The sequence below is a fragment of the Kluyvera genomosp. 1 genome (assembly GCF_001266615.1).
In the GTDB taxonomy this organism is placed as follows: Bacteria; Pseudomonadota; Gammaproteobacteria; order Enterobacterales; family Enterobacteriaceae; genus Kluyvera; species Kluyvera cryocrescens_A.
Genome location: NZ_LGHZ01000028.1, coordinates 40,973 through 65,671, shown reverse-complemented (window position 1 = coordinate 65,671; position 24,699 = coordinate 40,973). Strand labels below are relative to the sequence as shown.

At 53.4% G+C, this 24,699-nt stretch carries 23 protein-coding genes and 1 other annotated feature; of the genes, 11 read left to right on the top strand and 12 right to left on the bottom strand.

Annotated features, from left to right (window positions below):
• Nucleotides 1–82: 82 nt before the first annotated feature.
• Nucleotides 83–976, top strand: a complete 894-nt coding sequence (locus KP80_RS15805; protein ID WP_052284605.1) for a helix-turn-helix transcriptional regulator — start codon at nucleotides 83–85, stop codon at nucleotides 974–976.
• On the opposite strand, the gene KP80_RS15800 is transcribed toward KP80_RS15805, so the two are convergent.
• Together KP80_RS15800 and KP80_RS15795 are read right to left on the bottom strand one after the other, a co-directional pair.
• Nucleotides 973–2,295, bottom strand: coding sequence for a 6-phospho-alpha-glucosidase (locus KP80_RS15800; RefSeq protein WP_052284604.1), 1,323 nt, complete (start codon nucleotides 2,293–2,295; stop codon nucleotides 973–975). The genes KP80_RS15805 and KP80_RS15800 overlap by 4 nt on opposite strands.
• Nucleotides 2,292–3,914: an alpha-glucoside-specific PTS transporter subunit IIBC gene (locus KP80_RS15795; RefSeq protein WP_052284603.1), complete on the bottom strand. Its 1,623-nt coding sequence runs from the start codon at nucleotides 3,912–3,914 to the stop codon at nucleotides 2,292–2,294. Before KP80_RS15795 ends, KP80_RS15800 begins: the two co-directional genes overlap by 4 nt.
• Nucleotides 3,915–4,212: 298 nt before the next feature.
• On the opposite strand from KP80_RS15795, the gene KP80_RS15790 reads away from it, so the two are divergent.
• Nucleotides 4,213–4,923, top strand: coding sequence for a GntR family transcriptional regulator (locus tag KP80_RS15790; protein ID WP_052284602.1), 711 nt, complete (start codon nucleotides 4,213–4,215; stop codon nucleotides 4,921–4,923).
• Here the strand turns inward: KP80_RS15790 and KP80_RS15785 are convergent.
• From KP80_RS15785 to ibpA, 3 genes are all read right to left on the bottom strand, one after another.
• Complete coding sequence (locus KP80_RS15785; RefSeq protein ID WP_052284601.1) at nucleotides 4,920–6,581, bottom strand: putative transporter; 1,662 nt, start codon at nucleotides 6,579–6,581, stop codon at nucleotides 4,920–4,922. The genes KP80_RS15790 and KP80_RS15785 overlap by 4 nt on opposite strands.
• A gap of 156 nt (nucleotides 6,582–6,737) precedes the next feature.
• Nucleotides 6,738–7,166, bottom strand: coding sequence for a small heat shock chaperone IbpB (ibpB, locus tag KP80_RS15780; protein WP_052284600.1), 429 nt, complete (start codon nucleotides 7,164–7,166; stop codon nucleotides 6,738–6,740).
• Between the two features lie 97 nt (nucleotides 7,167–7,263).
• Nucleotides 7,264–7,677, bottom strand: coding sequence for a small heat shock chaperone IbpA (gene ibpA / locus KP80_RS15775; protein ID WP_052284599.1), 414 nt, complete (start codon nucleotides 7,675–7,677; stop codon nucleotides 7,264–7,266).
• Nucleotides 7,671–7,747: a sequence feature (ROSE (Repression Of Heat Shock gene Expression) occurs in the 5'-region of heat shock genes and acts as an RNA thermometer to modulate expression.), on the bottom strand. (Overlaps the previous gene by 7 nt.)
• A gap of 242 nt (nucleotides 7,748–7,989) precedes the next feature.
• Between ibpA and KP80_RS15770 the strand changes: the two genes are divergently transcribed.
• Nucleotides 7,990–8,319, top strand: coding sequence for a YceK/YidQ family lipoprotein (locus KP80_RS15770; RefSeq protein WP_052284626.1), 330 nt, complete (start codon nucleotides 7,990–7,992; stop codon nucleotides 8,317–8,319).
• 1 nt (nucleotide 8,320) lies between these two features.
• On the opposite strand, the gene KP80_RS15765 is transcribed toward KP80_RS15770, so the two are convergent.
• The 7 genes from KP80_RS15765 to dnaA all read right to left on the bottom strand — a co-directional run bounded on the left by KP80_RS15765 (nucleotide 8,321) and on the right by dnaA (nucleotide 17,296).
• On the bottom strand, nucleotides 8,321–9,547 hold the full coding sequence (locus tag KP80_RS15765; protein WP_052284598.1) for a DUF3748 domain-containing protein: 1,227 nt from the start codon (nucleotides 9,545–9,547) through the stop codon (nucleotides 8,321–8,323).
• Between the two features lie 102 nt (nucleotides 9,548–9,649).
• Nucleotides 9,650–10,462, bottom strand: coding sequence for a sugar-phosphatase (gene yidA, locus KP80_RS15760; RefSeq protein WP_052284597.1), 813 nt, complete (start codon nucleotides 10,460–10,462; stop codon nucleotides 9,650–9,652).
• 121 nt (nucleotides 10,463–10,583) lie between these two features.
• Nucleotides 10,584–10,985: a YidB family protein gene (locus tag KP80_RS15755; protein WP_052284596.1), complete on the bottom strand. Its 402-nt coding sequence runs from the start codon at nucleotides 10,983–10,985 to the stop codon at nucleotides 10,584–10,586.
• A gap of 144 nt (nucleotides 10,986–11,129) precedes the next feature.
• Nucleotides 11,130–13,544: a DNA topoisomerase (ATP-hydrolyzing) subunit B gene (gyrB, locus tag KP80_RS15750; protein ID WP_052284595.1), complete on the bottom strand. Its 2,415-nt coding sequence runs from the start codon at nucleotides 13,542–13,544 to the stop codon at nucleotides 11,130–11,132.
• A gap of 28 nt (nucleotides 13,545–13,572) precedes the next feature.
• Nucleotides 13,573–14,646 (bottom strand): DNA replication/repair protein RecF, encoded by a 1,074-nt coding sequence (gene recF, locus KP80_RS15745; protein WP_052284594.1) that lies wholly within the window; start codon nucleotides 14,644–14,646, stop codon nucleotides 13,573–13,575.
• A 147-nt stretch (nucleotides 14,647–14,793) separates the two neighbouring features.
• The gene (gene dnaN, locus KP80_RS15740; protein WP_052284593.1) at nucleotides 14,794–15,894 is read right to left on the bottom strand and encodes a DNA polymerase III subunit beta; all 1,101 of its coding nucleotides are present in this window, start codon (nucleotides 15,892–15,894) and stop codon (nucleotides 14,794–14,796) included.
• 4 nt (nucleotides 15,895–15,898) lie between these two features.
• Nucleotides 15,899–17,296: a chromosomal replication initiator protein DnaA gene (gene dnaA / locus KP80_RS15735; protein ID WP_052284592.1), complete on the bottom strand. Its 1,398-nt coding sequence runs from the start codon at nucleotides 17,294–17,296 to the stop codon at nucleotides 15,899–15,901.
• 773 nt (nucleotides 17,297–18,069) lie between these two features.
• On the opposite strand from dnaA, the gene rpmH reads away from it, so the two are divergent.
• The 8 genes from rpmH to yidZ all read left to right on the top strand — a co-directional run bounded on the left by rpmH (nucleotide 18,070) and on the right by yidZ (nucleotide 24,629).
• A complete protein-coding gene (gene rpmH, locus KP80_RS15730; RefSeq protein ID WP_003023858.1) occupies nucleotides 18,070–18,210 on the top strand; it encodes a 50S ribosomal protein L34 in 141 nt (46 codons plus the stop codon).
• A gap of 17 nt (nucleotides 18,211–18,227) precedes the next feature.
• Nucleotides 18,228–18,587 carry a ribonuclease P protein component gene (gene rnpA, locus KP80_RS15725; RefSeq protein WP_052284591.1) on the top strand — a complete coding sequence of 120 codons (360 nt, stop codon included), beginning with the start codon at nucleotides 18,228–18,230 and terminating at the stop codon, nucleotides 18,585–18,587.
• Nucleotides 18,551–18,808, top strand: coding sequence for a membrane protein insertion efficiency factor YidD (gene yidD, locus KP80_RS22590; protein ID WP_072129142.1), 258 nt, complete (start codon nucleotides 18,551–18,553; stop codon nucleotides 18,806–18,808). Before rnpA ends, yidD begins: the two co-directional genes overlap by 37 nt.
• Before the next feature lie 2 nt (nucleotides 18,809–18,810).
• Nucleotides 18,811–20,457: a membrane protein insertase YidC gene (gene yidC, locus KP80_RS15720; RefSeq protein WP_052284590.1), complete on the top strand. Its 1,647-nt coding sequence runs from the start codon at nucleotides 18,811–18,813 to the stop codon at nucleotides 20,455–20,457.
• Between the two features lie 75 nt (nucleotides 20,458–20,532).
• Nucleotides 20,533–21,897: a tRNA uridine-5-carboxymethylaminomethyl(34) synthesis GTPase MnmE gene (gene mnmE / locus KP80_RS15715; protein WP_052284589.1), complete on the top strand. Its 1,365-nt coding sequence runs from the start codon at nucleotides 20,533–20,535 to the stop codon at nucleotides 21,895–21,897.
• 120 nt (nucleotides 21,898–22,017) lie between these two features.
• Nucleotides 22,018–22,425: a GNAT family N-acetyltransferase gene (locus KP80_RS15710; protein ID WP_052284588.1), complete on the top strand. Its 408-nt coding sequence runs from the start codon at nucleotides 22,018–22,020 to the stop codon at nucleotides 22,423–22,425.
• A 94-nt stretch (nucleotides 22,426–22,519) separates the two neighbouring features.
• Nucleotides 22,520–23,701 carry an MFS transporter gene (locus KP80_RS15705; protein ID WP_052284587.1) on the top strand — a complete coding sequence of 394 codons (1,182 nt, stop codon included), beginning with the start codon at nucleotides 22,520–22,522 and terminating at the stop codon, nucleotides 23,699–23,701.
• Nucleotides 23,670–24,629: an HTH-type transcriptional regulator YidZ gene (gene yidZ / locus KP80_RS15700; RefSeq protein WP_052284586.1), complete on the top strand. Its 960-nt coding sequence runs from the start codon at nucleotides 23,670–23,672 to the stop codon at nucleotides 24,627–24,629. Before KP80_RS15705 ends, yidZ begins: the two co-directional genes overlap by 32 nt.
• Nucleotides 24,630–24,699 lie beyond the last annotated feature (70 nt).

Below are 24,699 nucleotides of genomic sequence, written 5' to 3'. Positions count from 1 at the left end.
AGCAATGTATCCCTGAGTGATTCTTTTTTTGCTAAATTCCACATCTCAGGTTGCTGGCATCATTCGCCGAAGGGAAATTAAAATGAATGGAAAAACACACATTTCGCATGTAAAAAACGAAACCACATATAATATTCCGCTAGTTCTGGAAGAAAATGTGATCTCAAGCGGAATTTCCCTAATCTCACTTTGGCATACCCTGGCCGATGAAAGCTATCGGGTTAGCTGGCCGCGCGACAAGAAAAAACCGCTTATCGCCAACTCATGGGTGGCGATATACACCGTACAAGGCTGTGGGAAAATATATCTTAAAGACAACTCAGAAATTACTCTGAACGGGAATTGCGTTATCTTTATTAAGCCTATCGAAATAAAAGCTTATCATTGTGTTGGCCTGATTTGGGAACAATACTGGATGGAGTTTGTCCCAACGACCTTAATGCCCATCCCAATATTACAGCCAGGCATTATCTACAATGGTGATGTATATAATAAAGAAATGAATGAAGTCGCTACGCTTATCACTCACCGCGACCCATTAAAAAATAATCTTGCCGTAGCTTATTTGACAAAGATTATTTATCAATGGATTTGCCTTATTGCGGAAAATGGTAATAAGGACCGGCAGTTGATCAAACTAGAACAGCTTATCGCCACCCTCCACGCCAACCCCCAACAACGCTTGAGCGTCGCCGATATGGCGAACATGATGCAATATAGTGAACCCTGGCTGCGGCGATTATTTTTACGCTATACCGGGAAAACGCCCAAAGAGTATTACCTGGATGCCCAGCTCAATTTGGCGCAATCATTATTAAAACAGGAGGGAAACTCGGTAAGTCAGGTGGCAGGAATGCTTAACTTTTTTGACTCTTTCCACTTCAGCAAAGCGTTTAAGCGTAAGTTTGGCTATGCCCCCTCTGCGGTGTTGAAAATAGGTGACCGGCACCCGATAGATGCCGGCCAAACAGATTAGTGCAGTTCAGGCCAATAGTCCTTGTTAGCCTCAATCAGGTCATCCAGAATTGCTTTCGCGACCGATGCGCTCGGTACGGTTTTCGACAGTGCGATGGCCTGCCACAGCTTGTGATAAGAGCGATGTTCCCATGCATCGACCACCAGTTTTTCCACCGCCACCTGCTGGCCCATCATCCCTTTCTGGAAGTTTGGAATATCACCGACCGTCAGCGGCTCTGGTCCGTTATGGCCCACCAGACATGGGATCTCAACCATCGCATCGGCATCGAAGTTATGAATCGCACCGTTGTTCGGCACAATCAGCAGCATGCGTTCCTGGGTGTTGAAGGCAATCGCCGCCGCCAGATCGACAATGTAGGAAGCATGTTCATCGATTTCCAGATCGCCCGCTGAGGATTTACCCGCCGCGATAATCGCCCGGCAGGCGCTGAAGACGTTTTTCTCGCGGTGATCCATCACTTCATTGGCACGTGTGCGTTCTGGGTTAGAGTGCGCAACGACGTAGTCCGGGAACAGATAATATTTCAGGTAGGTATTCGGCATAGTATCCGGATCCAGCGCCTGCACATCTTTCGCTTTGGCAAAGGTATCGTTCCAGCTGGCTTCCGTATGCGGATCGTTAGATGGCGGCACATAGCCATATTTCGCCACATGTTCGCGCAATTTCGGCATCAAATCGTTACCCTGAAGGTCTTCAATGGAAGTCCACCAGCCGAAGTGATTCAACCCGTAGTAGCGCACGCGCATCTGTTTGCGGTCCTGTAGACCCACAATCTGCGCCATACGCCCTTCAATGCCGATGGGCATATCGCAGATGTTGAGGATTTTCGCGTTTGGACGCAGACGGTGGGTCGCTTCTGCCACGATTGCTGCCGGGTTGGAGTAGTTCAGCATCCAGGCGTTCGGTGAATATTTTTCCATATAATCCACTAGCTCCAGTACGCCGCCAATCGAACGCATACCGTAGGCAATCCCGCCCGGCCCGCAGGTTTCCTGACCCAGCACGCCGTGACGCAGTGGGATTTTTTCGTCTTTTTCACGCATCGGGTACTTCCCGACACGAATATGCGCCATCACAAAATCCACGTCGGTAAATGCCGTTTTCGGGTCGGTGGTGTAGCTAAATTCAATCTCCGGCGCCTGCTCTTTCATGATGACCTTACACGCTTCCGCAATGGTCTCCTGGCGCGCGCCGTCATTGTCGTAAAATTTCAGCGACCGCAGTGGGAACCGGTCCTGGTTTGCCAGCAGCATTAAAACGATACCCGGGGTAAATGTGCTGCCGCCGCCTGCGATAACAACTGAGAATTTTTTCATGATACTGCCTCCGTCATGGTGGTTTGTTCGGTCGGTAGAGAATGTTTCATTAAGCTTTCCAGCTGGTCGCGAACCTGCGGAACGTGCAGCCCAACAATGACCTGTATGCCATTGCCGCGTCGCACGACGCCGTGTGCGCCCAGCGCTTTAAAGACGTCGTCGCTTTTAGTCTTTGCCATATCCACCAGCGCGATGCGCAGCCGGGTGGCACAGTTGTTGACGCTCTCAATGTTGGCGGCTCCACCCAGTGCTTGCAGGATGCCTGCGGCCTGGCTCGGTTTCGCACCCGCAGCGCCTTCTGCGGTCGTTTTGCCACGTGCGGCCTGATAATCCGCTTTGCTGTAGAGTTTGATTTCGCTGTCTTCGCGGCCCGGCGTTTTCAGGTTGAAGCGCAGGATCAGCGCCCGGAAGACCACAAAGTAGAGGGCGGTAAAGCACACCCCGATGCCTATCTGAATAAACATCATTGAAGCGTGGTTGTGGAACATGGGGATCCAGTTTTGCGGCAGGAACTGATCCAGCAGGCCGCCGCCAAAATTCCCCACCACGCCGCCCATATACATCACCGTGGCCATCGTTGCTGCCAGCACCGCGTGGATGGCAAACAGCATTGGGGAGATAAACAGGAAGGTGAACTCCAGCGGTTCGGTGATCCCCACTAACATCGCCGTCAGGGTGGCGGGAATAAGCAAGCCGGCCACTTTGACTCGGTTTTCCGGCGCGGCAGTGAAGTAGAGGGCTAACGCTATTCCCACGGAGCCAAACACCTTGGAGTTACCGTGCAGGGCAAATCCGCCTTCCGGGAACAGCGTTTTCAGTGGCTCGGTGCTTTGACTGAATGCCTGTAGGTGCTCTGCCCAATAGACCTGAATGCCGCCTTCAACCGCCGCTGGGCCAAAGATAAACGGACCGTAGACAAAGTGGTGCAAACCGGTTGGTATCAAAATACGTTCCAGGAAGGTGTAAACCCAGACGCCAAGCGCTCCGGCACCGCGTAAGAAGGTCTGGAGTGACTCGATGCCCATCTGCACTTTCGGCCAGCCAAGCAGCGTCAGCCAGGCGCAGGGGATCATGGCCAGAAATGCCACAATCACCACGAAAGAAGAGCCCTGGAATATCCCGAGAAATACCGGGAGCGGTTTATCGAAATAGCGGTTATGCAGGGCGGTTACGAGGCCAGAAATCACGATCGCGCCGATGATGCTGGTGTCGAGCGTCTTAATCCCGGCAATCATCGCCAGGCCGCTACCTGTCGTTGGATCGGCGGTGAAGTCGACGCCGAAGAAGTGGCCCCAGGTCATCCCCATCGCATTGATAAAGTAGTTCCAGGTGAGGAAGCTAACCAGAGCCGCCAGACAGGCCCTGCCTTGCGCCTGTTTTGCCAGGCCAATCGGCAGGCCGACGGCAAAAATCAGCGGCATATTACGAAATACCGTCCAGCCACCTTCTTCAATAATGTGAACGATCTGAGCGAATAAACTATCGGAAGCGGTGAGTGCCTCACCAACGAACAGTGGGTTGCGCAGCATGATTGCGATACCCACAACAATCCCAGCAAATGGAAACAGTAAAACTGGGGTAAACATTGCGCCGCCAAAGCGTTGTATTTGACTGAGCATTTGGGAATCCTCATTTAACAACTCGTAGGGTAAGTGGCCTTATTTATCTTTATCTCCGGCCTGATACGAGAATAGGAATTTGCCCGTCCAACAACATGTTATGGCGTTACGATTCGTGATCGCATTCATGGTTTTAATTAGTGCGATGTTGTCTACTTTTCAGATAGGAAATAGACATGCATAAATTCACTTTTTTTGTACTTGTAAGAAAGACCCCGTATTTAGCTGTAATTAGTTAGTTTTAAATAAGAAACGGCGGTTCAATAACCCGCCTTCCGAAGCAATAAGAGGTCTAGTTGTGATCTACAAATCCATTGCTGACAGATTACGTTTACGGCTGAATTCATCCGATTTCAATATAGGTAGCCCGTTACCGGGTGAGAAAAAACTGGCGGAAGAGTTTGGCGTGGCACGCATGACCATCCGTAAAGCTATCGATCTTCTGATTGAATGGGGGCTGGTGGTCAGAAAACACGGCAGCGGTACCTATGTCGCGCACAAAGATATCCACCATGAAACCACCAACCTGACCGGGCTGGCGGAGGTACTGCGTCAACAGGGGAAAGAAGTCGTCAGTAAAGTGCTGGTATTTGAGATGATGCCCGCCCCACCGGCTATCGCCAGCCAGCTGCGGATTCAGATTAACGAGCGGATCTACTTCTCGCGCCGGGTGCGCTACGTAGACGGCAAGCCGCTCATGCTGGAAGACAGCTATATGCCGGTCAAACTGTTCCGCACGCTGTCGCTGGTGCATCTGGAAGGGTCGAAATTTGATTACATTGAGAAAGAGTGCGGCATCACCATCAGCGGTAACTATGAAAGCCTAACGCCAGTGCTGGCGGACAAACAGCTGGCGATGTCGATGAATCTGCCGGAGCAAACGCCGCTGCTGCGTATTACCTCCCTTTCCTACAGCGACAGCGGCGAATTTCTTAACTACTCCGTGATGTTTCGTAACGCCAGCGAATACCAGGTGGATTACCACCTGCGGCGCGTCAAAGAGCGCTAACTCATCCCCCAGAACAGCACCGCTAAAAGCTGCGGGGTGATGATGCGCAAAAACATTACCAGTGGATAAACGGTGGCGTATGAGAGCGCAGCTGCACCGCTGGTTGCATGCAGGTTATTAGCAAAGGCCAGCGCTGGGGGGTCGGTCATCGAACCGGCCAACATGCCGCACAGCGTCAGGTAATTCATCTTCGCAAAGATTCGCGCCAGAATCCCCACCGTGAGCAGCGGGATACCGGTAATAAAAATACCGTAGCCAATCCAGCTGAGCCCTTCACCGTGCAGCAGCGTTTCAACAAAGTCACCGCCGGATTTCAGCCCCACCACGGATAGGAATAACACAATCCCCAGCTCGCGCAGCGCCAGGTTGGCGCTCGGCGGCATGAACCAGTAAAGCTTACCGATACTGCCAATACGCCCAAGAATCAGCGCCATAATCAGCGGCCCACCGGCCAGCCCTAGCTTCAACGCTACCGGGAAGCCGGGAATGAACAGCGGGATAGAGCCCAACAACACACCCAGACCAATACCAATAAAGACCGGCAGCATTTGGACCTGCTGGAGTTTTTGCTGCGCATTACCGAGATCGGATGCCACTGCCTCAATCGCCGCCGGGCGACCGACCAGGTTCAGGATGTCGCCAAACTGCAGGCTGGCATTGCTGCTGGCCACCAGTTCAACCCCAGCGCGGTTTAAGCGTGAGATGACCACGTCATAGCGCTGTTTATAGTGCAAATCGCGGATTTTTTTGCCTAATACCTTCTCGTTGGTGACCACCACCCTTTCGACTTTCATGTCCGTACCGCGTGTCGACAACGAGGTTTCAACCTCTTTGCCAATCACCAGTTGGGCGCTGTGCAAATCCGCTGCCTCGCCGACCAGGTGCAGCAGATCGCCGGTCTCAATAATGGTGGTGGGAGACGGTACCATCAGGGTTTCACCGCGTTTCAGACGCGAACAGATAATTTTATCGCTGTTAATCACCGGCACGTCCTGAATCGCCATCCGATTCAGATTGGGGTTTTCAACGCGGATGTTGATGGTTTTCAGATGTGAATGCCCGGAGCCCGCCTGTTCATCGAACTGTTGGGCCTCTTTATCGACATTAATACGAAAGAACAAGCGCACCAGCCACATGGTGAGCAAGATGCCGCAAATGCCAAATGGGTAGGCCATGGCGTAGCTCATGCCCATTTGATCGACTACGCTAAACGGTTCACCGAGATCGCGCAGAATTTGCTGTCCGGCCCCCAAGGCTGGGGTGTTAGTCACCGCGCCGGAGAAAATACCCAGCACCACCGGGAGAGGAATATCGAAGATTTTATGCAGCAGCGTCGTGACCAAACCGCCAAGTATCACAATCAGAATAGCGAACAGATTCAGTCGCAGGCCAGAGACGCGCAGCGAAGCAAAGAACCCCGGGCCGACCTGGATACCGATGGTATAGACAAACAGGATCAGACCGAACTCCTGAATAAAGTGCAGCATTGGGCTGCTCAGGGTGATACCGGCCTGCTCGACAAAATGGCCAACGATAATCCCGCCAAACAGCACGCCACCAATGCCAAAGCCAATACCGCGGATTTTGATGTTGCCAATCCACAGTCCGACAACCGCCACCAGCGCCAAAACGCTGACCGTCAATGCTATATCACTCATTGTTTTTTCCCTGTGATTAACATTATTAACACCAGGGATTATGACCGAAGGGCTGGGGGATTGTATGTAGTGCGGCGCACAATAATCGGTAATTGGAATAGCGGCGAGCAGATACAAAAAAGCCCCGAATTTCGGGGCTTTTTCAGTCAGTGATGGTTAGCTATTCAACGCAGGGCGTTCGCTAATTTCGATACGCTGCGGCGCGATGGCTTCTGGCACATTACGGGTCAAGTCGATATGCAGCAGACCATTGGTGTAGGTCGCACCGGTGACTTCCATATTTTCGGCCAGAGTAAAGCTCAGGCTGAAGGCTTGAGTTACCAGCCCCTGATGAAGCCACTGGGTCTCTTTTTCCTGCGGCTGCGGCGTGCCTTTCACGGTCAAGCGCGTACCTTCAAGCTGCACATCCAGATCTTCCTGACGGAACCCAGCTAACGCGAGGGTAATGCGATAGTGGTTATCGTCACTTTTTTCGATGTTATACGGTGGGAAACTCTGGCTTTCAGTGGTGCTTTGCAGCGCGTTCGCCAGTTTGTCAAAACCGATCCATTGACGCAGCAGTGGGGATAAATCGTAGTTACGCATTGTGTTTCTCCTTCTAAGAAGCGAGTAAGTACCTTTCGGCTCCCTGACGGCAAGCCTACGGCTGATGAGTCTGGGCCGCGCGAGCGGCCCGGCAGAATTAATTAATTTCGATACGGCGCGGCTTGTTCGCTTCTGGAATCACGCGCTCCAGTTCGATATACAGCAGGCCGTTGACCAGGTTAGCGCCACGCACGTGGATATTTTCTGCTAACTGGAATTTGCGTTCAAAGTTGCGCTCGGCAATACCTTGATAGAGATATGTGCGTTCTTTCTGATCCGCTTCATGAGCGCCTTTCACCACCAGCACGTTGTCCTGTGCGGTAATTTCCAGTTCGCTTTCCGCAAAACCTGCCACCGCAATCGCAATGCGATAGTGATTTTCATCGACCAGTTCGACGTTGTACGGAGGATAGCCACCGTTGCTTTGTGTTTGATTGTTTTCTAACAGGTTGAACAGGCGGTCAAAACCAATGGCAGAACGGTACAGCGGAGATAAGTCAAAGTTACGCATAGTTCAATAGCTCCTGAAAATCAGCGAGAAATTAAAAACCTTCCATCATGGACAGGTCGTTGAAGCCCGAACACCCCGCAGGCATGTTCCCTTTGGCTACACCTATAAAATGAGGGGGAAAGAATCTTTTTCAAGACCTCTTACCTGACTTTTTTTGCACTTTCCCTGAGAAGGCTTACACTGGTCAGAGCACAAAAGGCCAAAGTGCGACAGCCGCCACAGAGCGGCGAGCCTGGACTTTCTATTTTGGCAACGGGTCGCTATAACCCGGAGGACGAGCTTTTTTATGCTCATAACAATGAAGAGCTCATGATGAAAAATATTCTGATTAAAACGGCGCTGGTTGGGGGGATCCTCTTATCCGGAGGGTGTTCCAGCGTCATGTCGCATACCGGCGGCAAAGAGGGCACTTATCCGGGCACGCGCGCCAGTGCAGAAATGCTGAGCGATACGGATAACGGTTGGGCCACCAAATCATTGGTCGCCCTTGATATGCCGTTTACCGCCGTGATGGATACGGTACTGCTACCGTGGGATTTCTTCCGCAAAGATAACTCCGTACGCTCACGCGTCGAAAAGAGTGAGCAGGAGACGCTGGCAACGAATTCGGTTATTCCGCCAGCACCTATGCCGGCTCAGTAGGCTAGCGGCCCGTTTCCGTCGTCCAAATTTGACGGAAGCCCGCAATATCTTCCATCCAGGCAATCTCATGTCCGTCAGGTGAGAAGACCACCGCGTCCGCCGACGGCGGATTTGCGCGTTCGGTCGTTAAAAAGGTCACCTCACCACTTATCGCATCGCACAGTGCGATGCGGCCATCCAGCACAAATCCCAGCCAGTTTCCTGACGGGTGCCAGTTGAACGCAGACTGAATATCCGATGCGTTATGGGTAAGCTGCTGCGCTTCTTCGCCCTTCGGCGACACCAGCCACAGCTGCACAACACCGCGTTCATCACGCATCAGAACGGCAATTTGCGTGCCCTGCGGATTGCTGCGCACCCAATGGCGCGGCACATTCACCAACCCCGGATACACTCGCTGATGAGTAAAGGTCAGACGCCGCTGGCGTACACCTGCCGGTGGGGCTGGCAGCGTAGTTTCCGTCCCGGCGAGCGGTGCATCGCCCTGCTGTTTCCAGCCATCCTCATCTTTAGGCAGCTCGACAATAAACAGCTCCGGCACTTTCTCTCCATTTACCGAGAGCGTATCGCCGATAAAAGCCAGCCGATCGTTACCCACCCAACCTTCTTCATAAGCGCGATTGATCTCATCGCTGCCCGGACGCGGCGTCGGTGTAGTCTGGCTGACCAGCACGCTCCAGTGGCTACCCGAATACTCCCGAGGATGGCGACCTGCTGGCACGACGGGGCCGAACGGGGCCGCAACGCCAACGTTACGCAAATCCAGCGCCGGATCGTATTCATGAAGGACATGGTCGTTATAGGTAAAACTCACATATTCGCCGTTTGGGCTATAAACGTGGACGTGGCTGCCGCCGCGCAGTGCGCCAGGGGTAAACGGCGGCGTGATATCCATGGCATCAAGATTATGGGCTACGCCCCGATCGCTCACCACGCCACGACGGTGGTGAAAATCGTACTTCCAGTCCGCATCTGGATTCTCCGGACCGTGGATAAATACATATCGATCGGCTGACGGGTGTACCGTCACTACGCCCACGTGCGCGCCCTGGTTCGCCCGATAAATGACCTCAACGTCCCCACTCTTCACGTTCACACGTTCAATGGTCTCACCGGTAAACGATGCGCCGGACGGACGCACGTCAAAGACCAGCCACTGGCTGTCTGCGGTCCATGTACGGGTGTTGGTGAGCTGATGATTACGCGCTGCGAAAGTGATTTGTTTCATGGCTAAGTTCCGGTCAAAAGATACCGCATACTTTTACCATGTGAAGGGGTGAAGCCATAAGGTTTTCAGTGGAATGCCCGGCTAAGGCCGGGCGACGTAAAATTAGTTCAGGACAAACTTCTCGATAGCGTAGGCGACACCGTCTTCCAGGTTGGATTTGGTGACGAAGTTTGCCACTTCTTTCACCGCAGGGATCGCGTTATCCATCGCCACGCCAACACCAGCAAACTCAATCATGGCGATGTCGTTTTCCTGATCGCCAATGGCCATGATCTCGTCTTGCTTAATGCCCAGCACGTCGGCCAGCGATTTCACGCCGGTGCCTTTGTTAACGCGCTTGTCGAGAATTTCGAGGAAGTAAGGTGAGCTTTTCAGTACGGTGTACTTCTCTTTTACTTCTGGCGGAATACGGGCAATCGCTTTATCGAGGATAGCCGGTTCGTCGATCATCATCACTTTCAGGAATTCGGTCGACGGGTCCATTTTTTCGGCTTCGCAGAACACCAGCGGAATAGTCGCGACAAAGGATTCATGCACCGTGTAGTAGCTAATATCGCGGTTCGCGGTATACAGTGTATTGCGATCTAAAGCGTGGAAATGAGAACCCACTTTGCGGGAGAGTTCTTCCAGGAAGCGGTAATCGTCATAGTTCAGCGCGGTTTGAGCCACCGTGCTGCCATCACCCGCCTTCTGAACCAGCGCGCCGTTGTAGGTAATGCAGTAATCTCCTGGCTTGTTCATGCCCAGCTCTTTTAAGTAGCTATGCACGCCAGCGTACGGACGCCCGGTGGTCAAAACCACGTTAACTCCCTTCGCGCGTGCTGCTTCCAGCGCGTTTTTTACCGCAGGAGAAATAGTGTGGTCCGGCAACAGCAATGTTCCGTCCATGTCGATTGCAATCAGTTTAATAGCCATGAGATCCCCAGGTTAGATGAGTCTATCCTCATGCTAACTCGGTTTAGCTCAAAAAACAGCAGCGATCGCGGGTTAAAAGGGGGATGCAACGCACAATGCGTGCTCCCCTTTTGCCGCATCGTTAACCGAAGAGCTTGCCGCCTTTCAGCAGATCCATGCCCGCCGACAGCAAATCGTTATGCGCCTGTGGGTCCACCTCGCCTTTTGGCGACAGCGCATCGACGATTTTCGGCAGATATTCCGCCAGCATCGTTGAAGCGGAGCTGGCATCGGTCCCCAGCTTTTCACCGAGATCTGACACCGCGGGGGTGCCGAGCGCCGAGACCACCTGGTCACTGCTAATGGATTGATTGCTTTGTTGATTGCTTATCCAGGATGAAACGATGTCACCGAGCCCGCCGCTTTGCAGTTTCTCCAGCAGCGCCTGAATGCCGCCCTGCTCGTTGACCCAGCTCAGAATAGCCTGATATTTACCCGCATCGCCGCTGAGCAGCGAGCCCACCACATCATCAAAAAGACCCATTTTCCACCTCGGAATGACGGTTAAGAGAAGACGTAGAGAAGTATAGTTCGTGGACGGTGGGCATAAAAAAACGCCTGAAAAAATTCAGGCGTTTTTCGCGTTGATTCCCCAGCTTCGCGCTGCTCGGCCGGGCTACGATACGGATTAAATATCGATGTTCGCTGCTTTCAGGGCGTTCTCTTCGATAAACGCACGGCGCGGTTCAACGGCATCACCCATCAGGGTAGTGAACAGCTGGTCAGCGGCAATCGCATCTTTCACGGTGACACGCAGCATACGGCGGCTGTCAGGGTCCATGGTGGTTTCCCACAGCTGATCCGGGTTCATTTCACCCAGACCTTTATAACGCTGAATAGAAAGACCACGGCGGGACTCTTTCACCAGCCAATCCAGCGCCTGCTCGAAGCTGGAAACCGGCTGACGGCGCTCGCCACGCTCGATGAACGCGTCTTCTTCCACCAGGCCACGCAGTTTCTCGCCCAGCGTGCAGATGCGACGGTATTCACCACCGGTTACGAACTCATTATCCAGCGGATAATCGGTATCTACGCCGTGGGTACGGACGCGGATGATCGGCTCGAACTGCTGCTGCTCAACGTTTTCACGGACATCAAACTTCCACTGGCTACCGTGCTGCTCTTTCTCGTTCAGCTCGGAAACCAGAGTGTTGACCCAGCGGGTCACTTTCTGCTCGTCGGAGAGATCGGCTTCCACCAGCGTTGGCTGATAGATAAGCTCTTTCAGCAGCGCTTTCGGGAAACGACGCTCCATACGGTGGATCATTTTCTGAGTACCATTGAACTCGGCAACCAGTTTTTCCAGCGCTTCACCCGCCAGCGCCGGAGCGTGGGCATTGGTGTGCAGCGTTGCGCCATCAAGAGCGATGGAGATCTGGTACTGATCCATCGCTTCATCATCTTTGATGTACTGTTCCTGCTTGCCTTTCTTCACTTTGTACAGCGGCGGCTGCGCAATGTAGACGTGTCCACGTTCAACGATTTCAGGCATCTGACGATAGAAGAAGGTCAACAGCAGCGTACGAATGTGCGAGCCATCGACGTCCGCATCGGTCATGATGATGATGCTGTGATAACGCAGTTTATCCGGGTTGTACTCATCGCGACCAATACCGCAGCCAAGCGCGGTAATCAGCGTGGCCACTTCCTGAGAGGAGAGCATCTTGTCGAAGCGCGCCTTCTCAACGTTCAGGATTTTACCTTTCAGTGGCAGAATCGCCTGGTTCTTACGGTTACGCCCCTGTTTTGCAGAGCCGCCCGCAGAGTCCCCTTCCACGAGGTACAGTTCGGAGTGGGCGGGGTCGCGTTCCTGGCAGTCAGCCAGTTTGCCCGGCAGACCAGCCAAATCCAGCGCACCTTTACGACGCGTCATTTCACGTGCACGACGTGCCGCTTCACGGGCACGCGCCGCATCGATAATTTTACCGACGACAATTTTCGCATCGGACGGGTTTTCCAGCAGGTATTCGCCCAGCAGTTCGTTCATCTGCTGTTCAACCGCTGTTTTCACCTCAGAGGAGACCAGTTTATCTTTGGTCTGTGAGGAGAATTTTGGATCTGGCACTTTCACGGAAACTACGGCAATCAGGCCTTCACGGGCATCATCACCGGTGGCACTGACTTTGGCTTTTTTGCTGTAGCCTTCTTTGTCCATGTAAGCGTTCAGCGTACGGGTCATCGCCGCGCGGAAGCCTGCAAGGTGAGTACCGCCGTCACGCTGTGGAATGTTGTTGGTGAAGCAGTAGATGTTTTCCTGGAAACCATCGTTCCACTGCAGCGCAACTTCGACGCCGATACCGTCTTTTTCGGTGGAGAAGTAGAAGATATTTGGGTGGATCGGCGTTTTATTTTTGTTGAGGTACTCAACAAACGCTTTGATACCGCCTTCGTAGTGGAAATGATCTTCTTTGCCATCACGCTTATCGCGCAGACGGATAGACACGCCGGAGTTCAGGAACGACAGCTCACGCAGACGTTTTGCCAGAATGTCATACTCAAATTCAATGACGTTGGTGAAGGTTTCGTAGCTCGGCCAGAAACGCACCATGGTACCGGTTTTTTCGGTATCGCCAGTGACCGCCAGCGGTGCCTGCGGCACGCCGTGCTCGTAAATCTGTTTGTGGATTTTGTTATCGCGCTGGATAACCAGCTCCAGCTTCTGCGACAGGGCGTTTACAACCGACACGCCAACGCCGTGCAGACCGCCGGACACTTTATAGGAGTTATCATCGAATTTACCCCCTGCGTGCAGGACGGTCATGATGACTTCCGCCGCCGATACGCCCTCTTCCGGGTGAATACCGGTTGGGATACCACGGCCGTCATCCTGTACGGATACGGAGTTATCGCTGTGGATGGTGACAACGATGTCTTTACAGTACCCTGCGAGCGCTTCGTCGATAGCGTTATCCACAACCTCGAATACCATGTGGTGCAGACCGGTGCCGTCATCCGTGTCGCCGATATACATACCCGGGCGCTTACGCACCGCATCCAGCCCTTTCAGGACTTTGATACTGGAGGAGTCATAAGAATTCGACATCAACGTTTCTCGCTCATTTAATCTTGGGTTAATCCGTTATTTTACCCTTTTCCACGGTAAACATCTTCGAATTTTCGTCCGACATGTCTAGAACGTGTTCAGCGCTAATTGCGCTGACAAAAACCTGTGACTGCGTGGCTTTTAAACGGCTAGCCAGCAGGCCACGCCGCGCGTCATCAAGTTCCGAGGCAAAATCATCTATCAGGTACAGGCAGCGTCGTCCGCTCTCACGGGTAAGAAACTCGCCCTGTGCCAGACGTAGCGCGCACATCAGCAGCTTTAACTGCCCGCGCGATAAGGTGTCTTCCACCGGCGCGCCGTCGGCGCGAATGCGGAAGTCAGCCTTGTGTGGACCGTGCGCCGTGTAGGTCAGCATACGGTCACGTTCGAAGTTTCTCTCCAGCACTTCGGCATAATCGGTCTCTTTTTCCCAGCCACGCTGGAAAGAAAAGGCAAGAGAGAACTCCGGGAGAAATTGTTTGCAGGTATCTGCCATATCTTCGGCAATACCGTTGCTGTATTCCGCACGCCAGCGGCTGATTTGCTCCGCAAGGGGAACCAGCTCTTTATCCCAGGGACGTAGCTGTTCGTAACGGCTCACCTGACGCAGCGCGGCGTTGCGCTGCTTGAGCAACCGCTTTAGGTTACTCCAGGCAGTAAAGAATCCGGCTTCGTTGTGGAAACATCCCCAATCAAGGAATGCTCTTCTGTATTTGGGGCCGCCGTTGAGTAAAGTAAACCCCTCCGGCGTAATCAGCTGCATCGGCATCATCATGGCCAGTTCAGCAACCTTATGGCCATCAGTACCGTCAATGCGCACCTTACTGTCACCGAGCTTATCTTTCGTTAGGCCGATGGCGGTTTCACGCTCTTCGCCTTTCAGCCGCCCATGCAGCACGAAGGAATCCTGTTCGTGGCGAATCACGCGGCCGATTTGCAAGCTGCGAAACGCCCGGCCGTGGCCCAGCGTATAGATGGCTTCCAGTACGCTGGTTTTGCCGCTGCCGTTCGCGCCAACCAGGAAGTTAAAGCCGGGGGATAAGGCAAGATCCGCGTCTTCAATATTGCGGAAATCTTTGATGAGTAAGCGCGTCAGTGACATATCAGGATTTCTTCATACCAGGGCGTAATCGGCGCAGCCAGTTTCAACACGGACTGCGCACAGGCCCTGGAGCGTACACGAAGTACGTGACAGGGGCGAGCACAGCCGTGATTGAACATGGCAAGTAAGATAGCCCGATATTTTTCACTACAGGCGCATTGGCATAACGACGTAAGCCGCGCTTTGGCTGGCCGCGTCTTCAATCTGCACGCTGGAGACGGAGTCAGTCAGCAAGATACGAACGGTTTCACACTTCAGTGCGTTCAACACATCCAGCACGTAGCTGACGTTAAAACCAATTTCCAGCTCAGTGCCTGGGTAGGAGACATCCAGAATCTCTTCTGCTTCTTCCTGCTCCGGGTTGTTGGCGGTGATTTTAATCTGGTTTTCGCTCACATACAGACGCACGCCGCGGAATTTCTCGTTAGAGAGAATGGCCGCACGGGCAAACGCCTGCTTGAGGATATCGCAGCCGGCTTCCAGGTGCTTATCCGGATTTTTCGGCAGCACGCGGCGATAGTCAGGGAAGCGGCCATCCACCAGCTTGGAGGTAAAGATAAAATCGCCAACGTGAGCGCGGATATTATTGCTACCGATTTGCACGCGCAGCGGCGTATCGCCACCGTCGAGCATACGCATCAGCTCAATCACCCCTTTACGCGGCACGATCACCGAATGACTTGGCAGCGATTGTCCAACCGGCATAGAGCAGACCGCCAGACGGTGCCCGTCGGTCGCCACGGTACGCAGCTCTTCACCTTCCGTCTCGAACAGCATGCCGTTTAAGTAGTAGCGCACATCCTGATGAGCCATTGAGAACTGGGTAGCTTCAATCAGGCGTTTCATCGTTGCCTGAGGCAATGTGAATTCAACATCGCTCTGCCAGTCGTCGAGGTTAGGGAAGTCGGCAGCAGGCAGCGTAGACAGCGAGAAACGGCTACGACCAGAACGCACCAGCATACGGTCGCCTTCCAGCTGTACAACGATTTCCGCGCCTTCCGGCAGACCACGACAAATGTCGAAGAATTTACGCGCCGGAACGGTAGTTGCGCCCGGTTCATGCGGTTGCAGCAGCGTCACGCGCGCCACCATTTCCATTTCTAAATCGGTACCGGTCAGCGACAGCGTGCCGTCCGCCACCTGCAGCAGCAGGTTACCCAGAATCGGCAATGTCGGACGCCCGCCGAGCGGGCCACTCACCTGTTGTAACGGTTTTAATAAATGTTCACGTTCTACGGTAAATTTCATAGGATCACGACGACAATGTTCTGATTAAATTGGAAAAGTCTTCTTTGATATCGTGGCTTTCTTCACGCAGCTGCTCAATCTTACGGCAGGCGTGCAGCACGGTGGTATGGTCACGGCCACCAAACGCATCGCCAATCTCCGGCAGACTGTGGTTGGTGAGCTCTTTCGCCAACGCCATCGCCATCTGGCGCGGACGCGCAACCGAGCGAGAACGTCGCTTGGAGAGCAGGTCCGCAATTTTGATTTTGTAATACTCCGCCACCGTCTTCTGGATATTGTCGATGGTGACCAGCTTTTCCTGCAGCGCTAACAGATCGCGCAGTGCTTCACGCACGAAATCGATGGTGATCGCCCGGCCGGTAAAATTGGCGTTGGCGATAACGCGGTTCAGCGCCCCTTCAAGTTCACGCACGTTAGAGCGTAGACGCTTGGCGATAAAGAACGCCACCTCGCCAGGCAGACGAATATCATTTTCGTCGGCTTTTTTCATCAGGATAGCGACGCGGGTCTCAAGCTCAGGAGGTTCGATGGCGACGGTCAGCCCCCAGCCGAAGCGGGATTTTAAACGATCCTCAACGCCATTGATCTCTTTCGGATAGCGATCCGAGGTGAGGATGATCTGCTGATTGCCTTCCAGCAGGGCGTTAAAGGTGTGGAAAAACTCTTCCTGGGATCGTTCTTTGTTGGCAAAGAATTGAATGTCATCGATAAGCAGCGCATCAACGGAGCGATAGTAGCGTTTAAACTCTTCGATCGCGTTGTTTTGCAGGGCTTTTACCATGTCCTGTACAAAGCGTTCGGAGTGCATATACACCACTTTGGCATTCGGTTTACGGGCAATAATGCCGTTACCGACCGCATGCAGCAAGTGCGTTTTACCAAGACCGGTACCGCCGTACAGGAACAGTGGGTTATAGGCGCCGCCTGGGTTGTCCGCAACCTGACGCGCTGCCGCACGGGCCAACTGGTTCGATTTACCTTCAACGAAGTTATCAAAGGTATGCTTAACGTTGACGTTGGAGCGGTAGGACGGCTCTGCAGGTGCCGGGACGTTATCCCAGCCGGCACGCGGCGCCGGGGCCACGCGTGGCGCATAAACCTGCGCAGCCTGGGCCGGAGCGCTCACGCTGGCGGTCTCTTTCAGAGTCTGAGTGACGGGCTTGGTGCCAACCTCAAAACGCAGCTGCGGGGCGTCTGCACCGCAGAAATCATTCAACAGTCCGTTGATGTTATTGAGGTATTTATCCCGTACCCAATCAAGCACAAAACGGTTTGGCGCATACAGTGCCAGCGTGTTATCGCTTAGTTCCGCCTGCAATGGGCGGATCCACATGCTGAATTCTGTGGCTGGTAACTCATCCTGCAATCGGGCAAGACATTGCTGCCAAAGCGAAAGTGACACGGCGGACTCCACTCGAAAAAAAGTCGATACACATCATCCTCCAGGCATACCTGCAGGCTACCTCTGACGACCCTGCCGCCAGCGAAACTGAATGCTGTCGGGGATTCATTCAGCTGCTGCAAAAATGCAGCCCGAACAAATGCTGTGTATAAGATTAAAAATTCGTGATTTTTGACGCACGTCGAATAGACCCGATGCAAGCGGGTGACGTGCGAACCGCTATTTGCGGTTTTCATCGGCCCTTCAGACGCTTTGCTGAAAGAGCGCGGTACTTCCCCTAAACGATCCACCGATCGCGATCGGGCCGAGGATCATAGCGTAAACTGCGCCAGAGATCTTCTGTTTCTCACAGATTCTTCCCGATTTATCCACAGGCTGGATCCGGAAGCGCTAAGTGTAATCGATCCCGGCGGAGTAGAGGCACGATTTCCTTCGCATATTGGAAAAATTAATGACTAACGACAAATTTCTGCTTAAATGATCTAACAAAGATCCAGGATGATCCTTGCGCTTTAATCGGCAGGCCGTATAATCCCCCACCCGGCGCATTCCGCCCGAATTTCGGTGAGGGACGCGGCTCATTTACCGGGCGAAAAATTACGGTAAAACGTGGTTTTTTACGCGGTAAATAAGGAAAGAGAATTGACTCCGGAGTGTACAATTATTACAATCCGGCCTCTTTAATCACCCATGGCTTCGGTGTCCATCGTTCGATTTTCGTTCGGATATCCAATAAAGCCATTGAATTTATTCAAGTTTAGGTAGAAATCGCCATGAAACGCACTTTTCAACCGTCTGTACTGAAGCGCAACCGTTCTCACGGCTTCCGTGCTCGTATGGCTAATAAAAATGGTCGTCAGGTTCTGGCACGTCGTCGTGCTAAAGGCCGTTCTCGTCTGACCGTTTCTAAGTAATAAAGCTAACCCTTCGAGTGGTTAAGCTAGCATTTCCCAGGGAGTTACGTTTGTTAACTCCCAATCATTTCACATTCGTCTTCCAGCAGCCACAACGGGCTGGCACGCCGCAAATCACCATTCTCGGCCGCCTAAATTCGCTGGGGCATCCCCGCATCGGTCTTACCGTCGCCAAGAAAAACGTCAAACGCGCACATGAACGCAATCGGATTAAACGTCTGACGCGTGAAAGTTTCCGTTTACGTCAGCATGAACTCCCGCCTATGGATTTCGTGGTGGTGGCGAAGAAAGGGGTTGCCGATCTCGATAACCGTGCTCTCTCGGAAGCGTTGGAAAAATTATGGCGCCGTCACTGTCGCCTATCTCCCGGCTCCTGATAGGCCTGATTCGGGTCTATCAGCGCCTGATTAGTCCGCTACTCGGGCCGCATTGCCGTTTCACGCCAACCTGTTCTCAGTACGGAATTGAGGCATTGCGCAGGTTTGGAGTGATAAAAGGCAGTTGGTTGACAGTGAAACGCGTATTAAAATGCCACCCTTTACACCCTGGTGGTGACGACCCCGTCCCGCCTGGACCATTTGATACCAGAGAACACTAACGATGGATTCGCAACGCAATCTTCTTATCATCGCTTTGTTGTTCGTGTCTTTCATGATCTGGCAAGCCTGGGAGCAGGATAACAATCCTCAGACCCAGCAGCAGACCACGCAGACTACGACCACAGCAGCGGGTAGCGCCGCAGACCAGGGCGTACCGGCCAGTGGCCAAGGGAAACTGATCACGGTTAAAACTGATGTGCTTGAGCTGACCATCAACACCCGCGGTGGTGATGTTGAGCAGGCACTGCTTCCGGCTTACCCGAAAGCACTGAAATCTGACGAACCGTTCCAGTTACTGGAAACCACACCACAGTTTATCTATCAGGCGCAGAGCGGCTTAACCGGTCGTGACGGCCCGGATAACCCGGCTAATGGCCCTCGTCCGCTGTATAACGTTGATAAAGATGCGTTTGTACTGGCTGACGGTCAGAATGAACTCGTCATTCCACTGACCTATACCGATAAAGCGGGCAACGTCTTCACCAAAACCTTCACTCTGAAACGCGGTGATTATGCGGTGAACGTTGGCTACAACGTGCAGAACGTCAGCGACAAACCGCTGGAAATCTCGACCTTCGGCCAGCTCAAGCAAACCGCTGCGCTGCCAACCAGTCGCGATACCCAGACCGGTGGCCTGTCTACCATGCACACCTTCCGCGGAGCGGCGTACTCAACTTCCGATTCGAAATATGAAAAATACAAATTCGATACGATCGTTGATAACGAAAACCTGAGCACCAATACCCAGAACGGTTGGGTGGCAATGCTGCAGCAGTACTTCACTACTGCATGGGTTCCAGAAAACAAAGGTACCAATAACCTCTACACCGCTAACCTCGGTAACGGCGTCGTGGCGATTGGTTACAAATCTCAGCCGGTTCTGGTTCAACCAGGCCAGGTTGATAAGCTGAACAGCACCCTGTGGGTCGGCCCAGCCATTCAGGACAAAATGGCAGCCGTTGCGCCACACCTGGATCTGACCGTTGACTACGGCTGGCTGTGGTTCATCTCTCAGCCGCTGTTCAAACTGCTGAAATGGATCCATAGCTTCCTGGGCAACTGGGGCTTCTCCATCATCGTTATCACCTTTATCGTTCGTGGCATCATGTACCCGCTGACTAAAGCGCAGTACACCTCCATGGCGAAGATGCGTATGCTGCAGCCGAAAATTCAGGCAATGCGTGAGCGTCTGGGTGACGACAAACAGCGTCAAAGCCAGGAAATGATGGCCCTGTATAAAGCGGAAAAAGTGAACCCACTGGGTGGCTGCTTCCCGCTGATTATTCAGATGCCAATCTTCCTTGCGCTGTACTACATGCTGAGTGCATCCGTTGAACTGCGTCATGCGCCGTTCATCCTGTGGATTCATGACCTGTCAGCACAAGACCCGTACTACATCCTGCCGATCATCATGGGCGCGACGATGTTCTTCATTCAGAAGATGTCTCCGACCACGGTAACCGACCCGATGCAGCAGAAGATCATGACCTTTATGCCGGTCATCTTCACGGTGTTCTTCCTGTGGTTCCCATCCGGTCTGGTGGTTTACTATATCGTCAGCAACCTGGTAACCATTATTCAGCAGCAGCTGATTTACCGTGGTCTGGAAAAACGTGGCCTGCATAGCCGCGAGAAGAAAAAATCCTGATTCGGTGCAGTAAGCGCTAAAATGGAAGGCGGTCTAATGACCGCCTTTTTTATTGCAACAACGTAGAGACTAACCATGAGCCATAACGACACTATTGTCGCCCAGGCAACCCCACCGGGACGCGGTGGCGTGGGCATTTTGCGTATCTCCGGTCTGAAGGCGCGCGACGTCGCGCAGGCCGTGTTAGGTAAGCTGCCGAAGCCACGCTATGCCGACTATCTGCCGTTCAAAGACGGTGACGGCAGTGCGCTGGATCAGGGGATTGCGCTGTGGTTCCCCGGCCCTAACTCCTTTACCGGTGAAGATGTGTTGGAACTCCAGGGCCACGGCGGCCCGGTGATTCTCGATTTGCTGCTTAAACGCATTCTGACGCTGCCGGGCGTGCGTATCGCTAAACCCGGTGAATTCTCCGAGCGCGCATTTTTAAACGACAAGCTCGATCTGGCTCAGGCTGAGGCAATTGCCGACCTGATTGATGCCAGCTCAGAGCAGGCGGCACGTTCTGCGCTGAACTCGCTGCAGGGTGCATTCTCTACCCGCGTTAACCACCTTGTGGAAGCACTCACTCACCTGCGCATCTTTGTCGAAGCAGCTATCGATTTCCCGGATGAAGAGATCGACTTTCTCTCTGACGGTAAAATCGAAGCCCAGCTGAATAACGTGATTGCCGATCTCGATGCCGTTCGCGCAGAAGCCCGTCAGGGCAGTCTGCTGCGTGAAGGGATGAAAGTGGTCATCGCCGGGCGTCCAAACGCCGGGAAATCGAGCCTGCTGAACGCGCTGGCCGGCCGTGAAGCAGCCATCGTCACCGATATCGCCGGTACGACCCGCGACGTACTACGTGAACATATTCATATCGATGGCATGCCGCTGCACATTATCGATACCGCCGGGCTACGCGAGGCGAGCGATGAAGTGGAGCGTATCGGTATCGAACGCGCCTGGCAGGAAATCGAACAGGCCGACCGCGTGCTGTTTATGGTTGATGGCACCACTACCGACGCCACCGACCCAGCGGAGATTTGGCCGGACTTTATCGCCCGCCTGCCGAAAACGCTCCCGATCACCGTGGTGCGTAACAAAGCGGACATTACCGGTGAGACGTTGGGCCTTAGCGAAGTAAATGGCCACTCACTTGTACGCCTTTCCGCGCGCACCGGTGAAGGCGTTGACGTGCTGCGAAACCATCTCAAGCAGAGCATGGGCTTTGAAACCAATATGGAAGGCGGCTTCCTGGCGCGTCGTCGCCATCTGCAGGCACTGTCAGACGCCGCAGAGCACTTGCAACAGGGTAAAGCGCAGCTGCTGGGCGCCTGGGCAGGTGAACTGCTAGCAGAAGAGCTGCGCCTGTCTCAACAGTGCCTGAGCGAGATAACCGGCGAGTTTACCTCCGACGACCTGCTGGGACGGATTTTCTCCAGCTTCTGTATCGGTAAATAAGTCATTACGCCGGAATCGCATTAAGCCTGATTCCGGCGTTTTTCTTTTCCCTCTCCCTGCCTTGCCTGCATCAGAAAAAGCCTGCTAAAACTCACTATCCATGTAAAACAGGTAACCGTAATGACAGCTGAATATACCCTGATCGAAACCGTTCCTAACGCTGAAGACTTTTGCCGCCTACGCCAGATTTCTGGACTTTCGCCCCGTCCTCTTGCGGCCGCCAAAATAGGGCTCCCTCGCAGCTGCTACGGCGTGCATATTCTGTGGCAAGGCATTCCCGTGGGAATGGGCCGCATCGTCGGTGATGGCGCGCTGAACTTCGAAATTGTCGATATCGCCGTTGATCCCGCGCATCAGGGAAAAGGCTTAGGCCGCAAAGTTATGGAGGCACTCATTCATTGGCTTAATGCCAATGCTTTCAAGGGCTCTTATGTTTCGTTAGTTGCTGATGTTCCCGAACTGTACGCTAAATTTGGTTTCGAATCCGTTCGCCCGGAAAGTGAAGGAATGGCACGAGTCTGGAAGTAAGTTTCCTGCCAGGAAATCACGGTTGTCCAAATGGCAACTCGTGCCACAGACGCTCTCCCCGTATGCTTAGCGCCACATTCCTGATGAGGTTGCTATGACGCGCTTTCTGATCTGCAGTTTTGCCCTGGTTCTCCTGTATCCCGCCGGAATTGATATGTATCTGGTGGGATTACCCCGTATTGCTGCTGATTTACAGGCCAGCGAAGCGCAATTGCATATCGCGTTTTCGGTCTATCTGGCCGGGATGGCAACGGCCATGCTGTTTGCCGGTAAAGTGGCCGATCAGTCTGGACGCAAGCCGGTCGCCATCGTTGGTGCGGTTATCTATATTCTCGCCTCCGCGCTCTGTTCGATGGCTGAAAGCGGCACGCCGTTCCTGATAGGTCGCTTTATTCAAGGCATTGGCGCGGGCTGCTGTTACGTGGTGGCGTTTGCCATCTTGCGCGATACGCTGGACGATCGCCGTCGGGCAAAAGTGCTCTCTCTACTTAACGGCATCACCTGCATCGTTCCGGTATTAGCGCCGGTGATGGGGCATCTGATCATGCTCAAATACCCGTGGCAGAGCCTGTTCTACACGATGATTGGCATGGGGGTGGCTGTATGCCTGCTGTCGGTATTTATCCTGCGAGAATCGCGCCCAGCAGCTTTACAGACCGCAACGCCAACGGAGCGTGGCGCCGAGTCGTTGTTAAACCGCTTTTTCCTCAGCCGCCTTGCGATTACGACCCTCAGCGTGTCGGTGATCCTAACCTTCGTGAACACCTCACCGGTGTTACTGATGGAGGTGATGGGTTTTGATCGCGGAGAGTACGCCACCACTATGGCAATGACGGCCGGCATCAGTATGGCAGTATCGTTCTCCACGCCGTTCGCCCTGAGCCTATTCAAGCCCCGGACCTTGATGCTGACTTCACAAGCGCTATTTCTGGCCGCGGGCATCGTGTTAACACTCTCCAATACCCATGCCGTGAAGCTATTGGGATTAACCTTAATCTGTGCCGGTTTCTCGGTTGGTTTTGGTGTCGCCATGAGCCAGGCGCTGGGCCCTTTCTCACTGCGCGCGGGGGTGGCCAGCTCAGCGCTGGGCATTGCGCAGGTTTGCGGTTCATCGCTGTGGATTTGGCTAGCCGCTATCCTCGGCTTTGACGCGCTGAATATGCTGATCGGGATTCTGATTGGCTGTAGCATAGTGAGCATCCTGTTAATTCTCATTGTTGCTCCTAACCGGTCTGCGTCCGCTCATGAAGAAATCCCTCAGCAGTCTCGATCTTAATTTACTGCTCTGCCTGCAGCTTCTGATGCAGGAACGTAGCGTGACCAAAACCGCTAAACGGATGAACGTCACGCCCTCGGCGGTCAGTAAATCACTGTCGAAGCTGCGGGTCTGGTTTGACGATCCACTGTTTGTGAACACCCCGCTGGGGCTCACCCCCACACCGCTGATGCTCAGTATGGAGCAGAGCCTGGCGGAGTGGATGCAAATGGGCAACCAGCTGCTGGATAAGCCAAATCATGAAACACCGCGCGGACTGAAGTTTGATCTGGTGGCCGAAACACCGCTGGTGATGATCATGTTCAATGCGCTCTCGCAGCAGATCTACCAGCGTTATCCCCAGGCGACGATCAAAGTCCGCAACTGGGACTACGACTCCCTTGATGCGATCATTCGCGGCGAGGTAGATATCGGCTTTACCGGGCGCGAAAGCCACCCGCGCTCGCGCGAACTGCTGAGCCTGCTGCCGCTGTCGATTGATTATGAAGTGCTTTTTTCCGATCTTCCCTGCGTTTGGCTGCGCGAGGATCATCCAGCACTCCAGGAAGAGTGGAATCTGGAGACGTTTCTACGCTACCCGCATATCAGTATCAGCTGGGAGCAAAGCGATACCTGGGCACTGGACGATGTCCTTCAGGAGATGGGGCGTGAGCGCAACATCGCCTTAAACCTGCCAGGGTTTGAGCAGTCGCTGTTTATGGCCGCCCAGCCGGATCACGCTATGCTGGCCACCGCACCACGCTATTGCCGATACTATAACCAGCTTCATCAGCTATCGCTGGTCGCAAGGCCTCTGCCGTTCGAAACCGCGCAATTGGATAAATTACTGGTTCCGTTTACCCTGCTTTGGCATAAACGAAACAGCCACAACCCAAAAATCATTTGGCTGCGCGAAACCCTCAAATCCTTATATCTCACTGTTTCCTGACTCATTATTCGTAAAAATAATGCGTTTCAGTTAAGGGGAAGTGTAAAAGTCTCGTAATACCCCTTTTCAT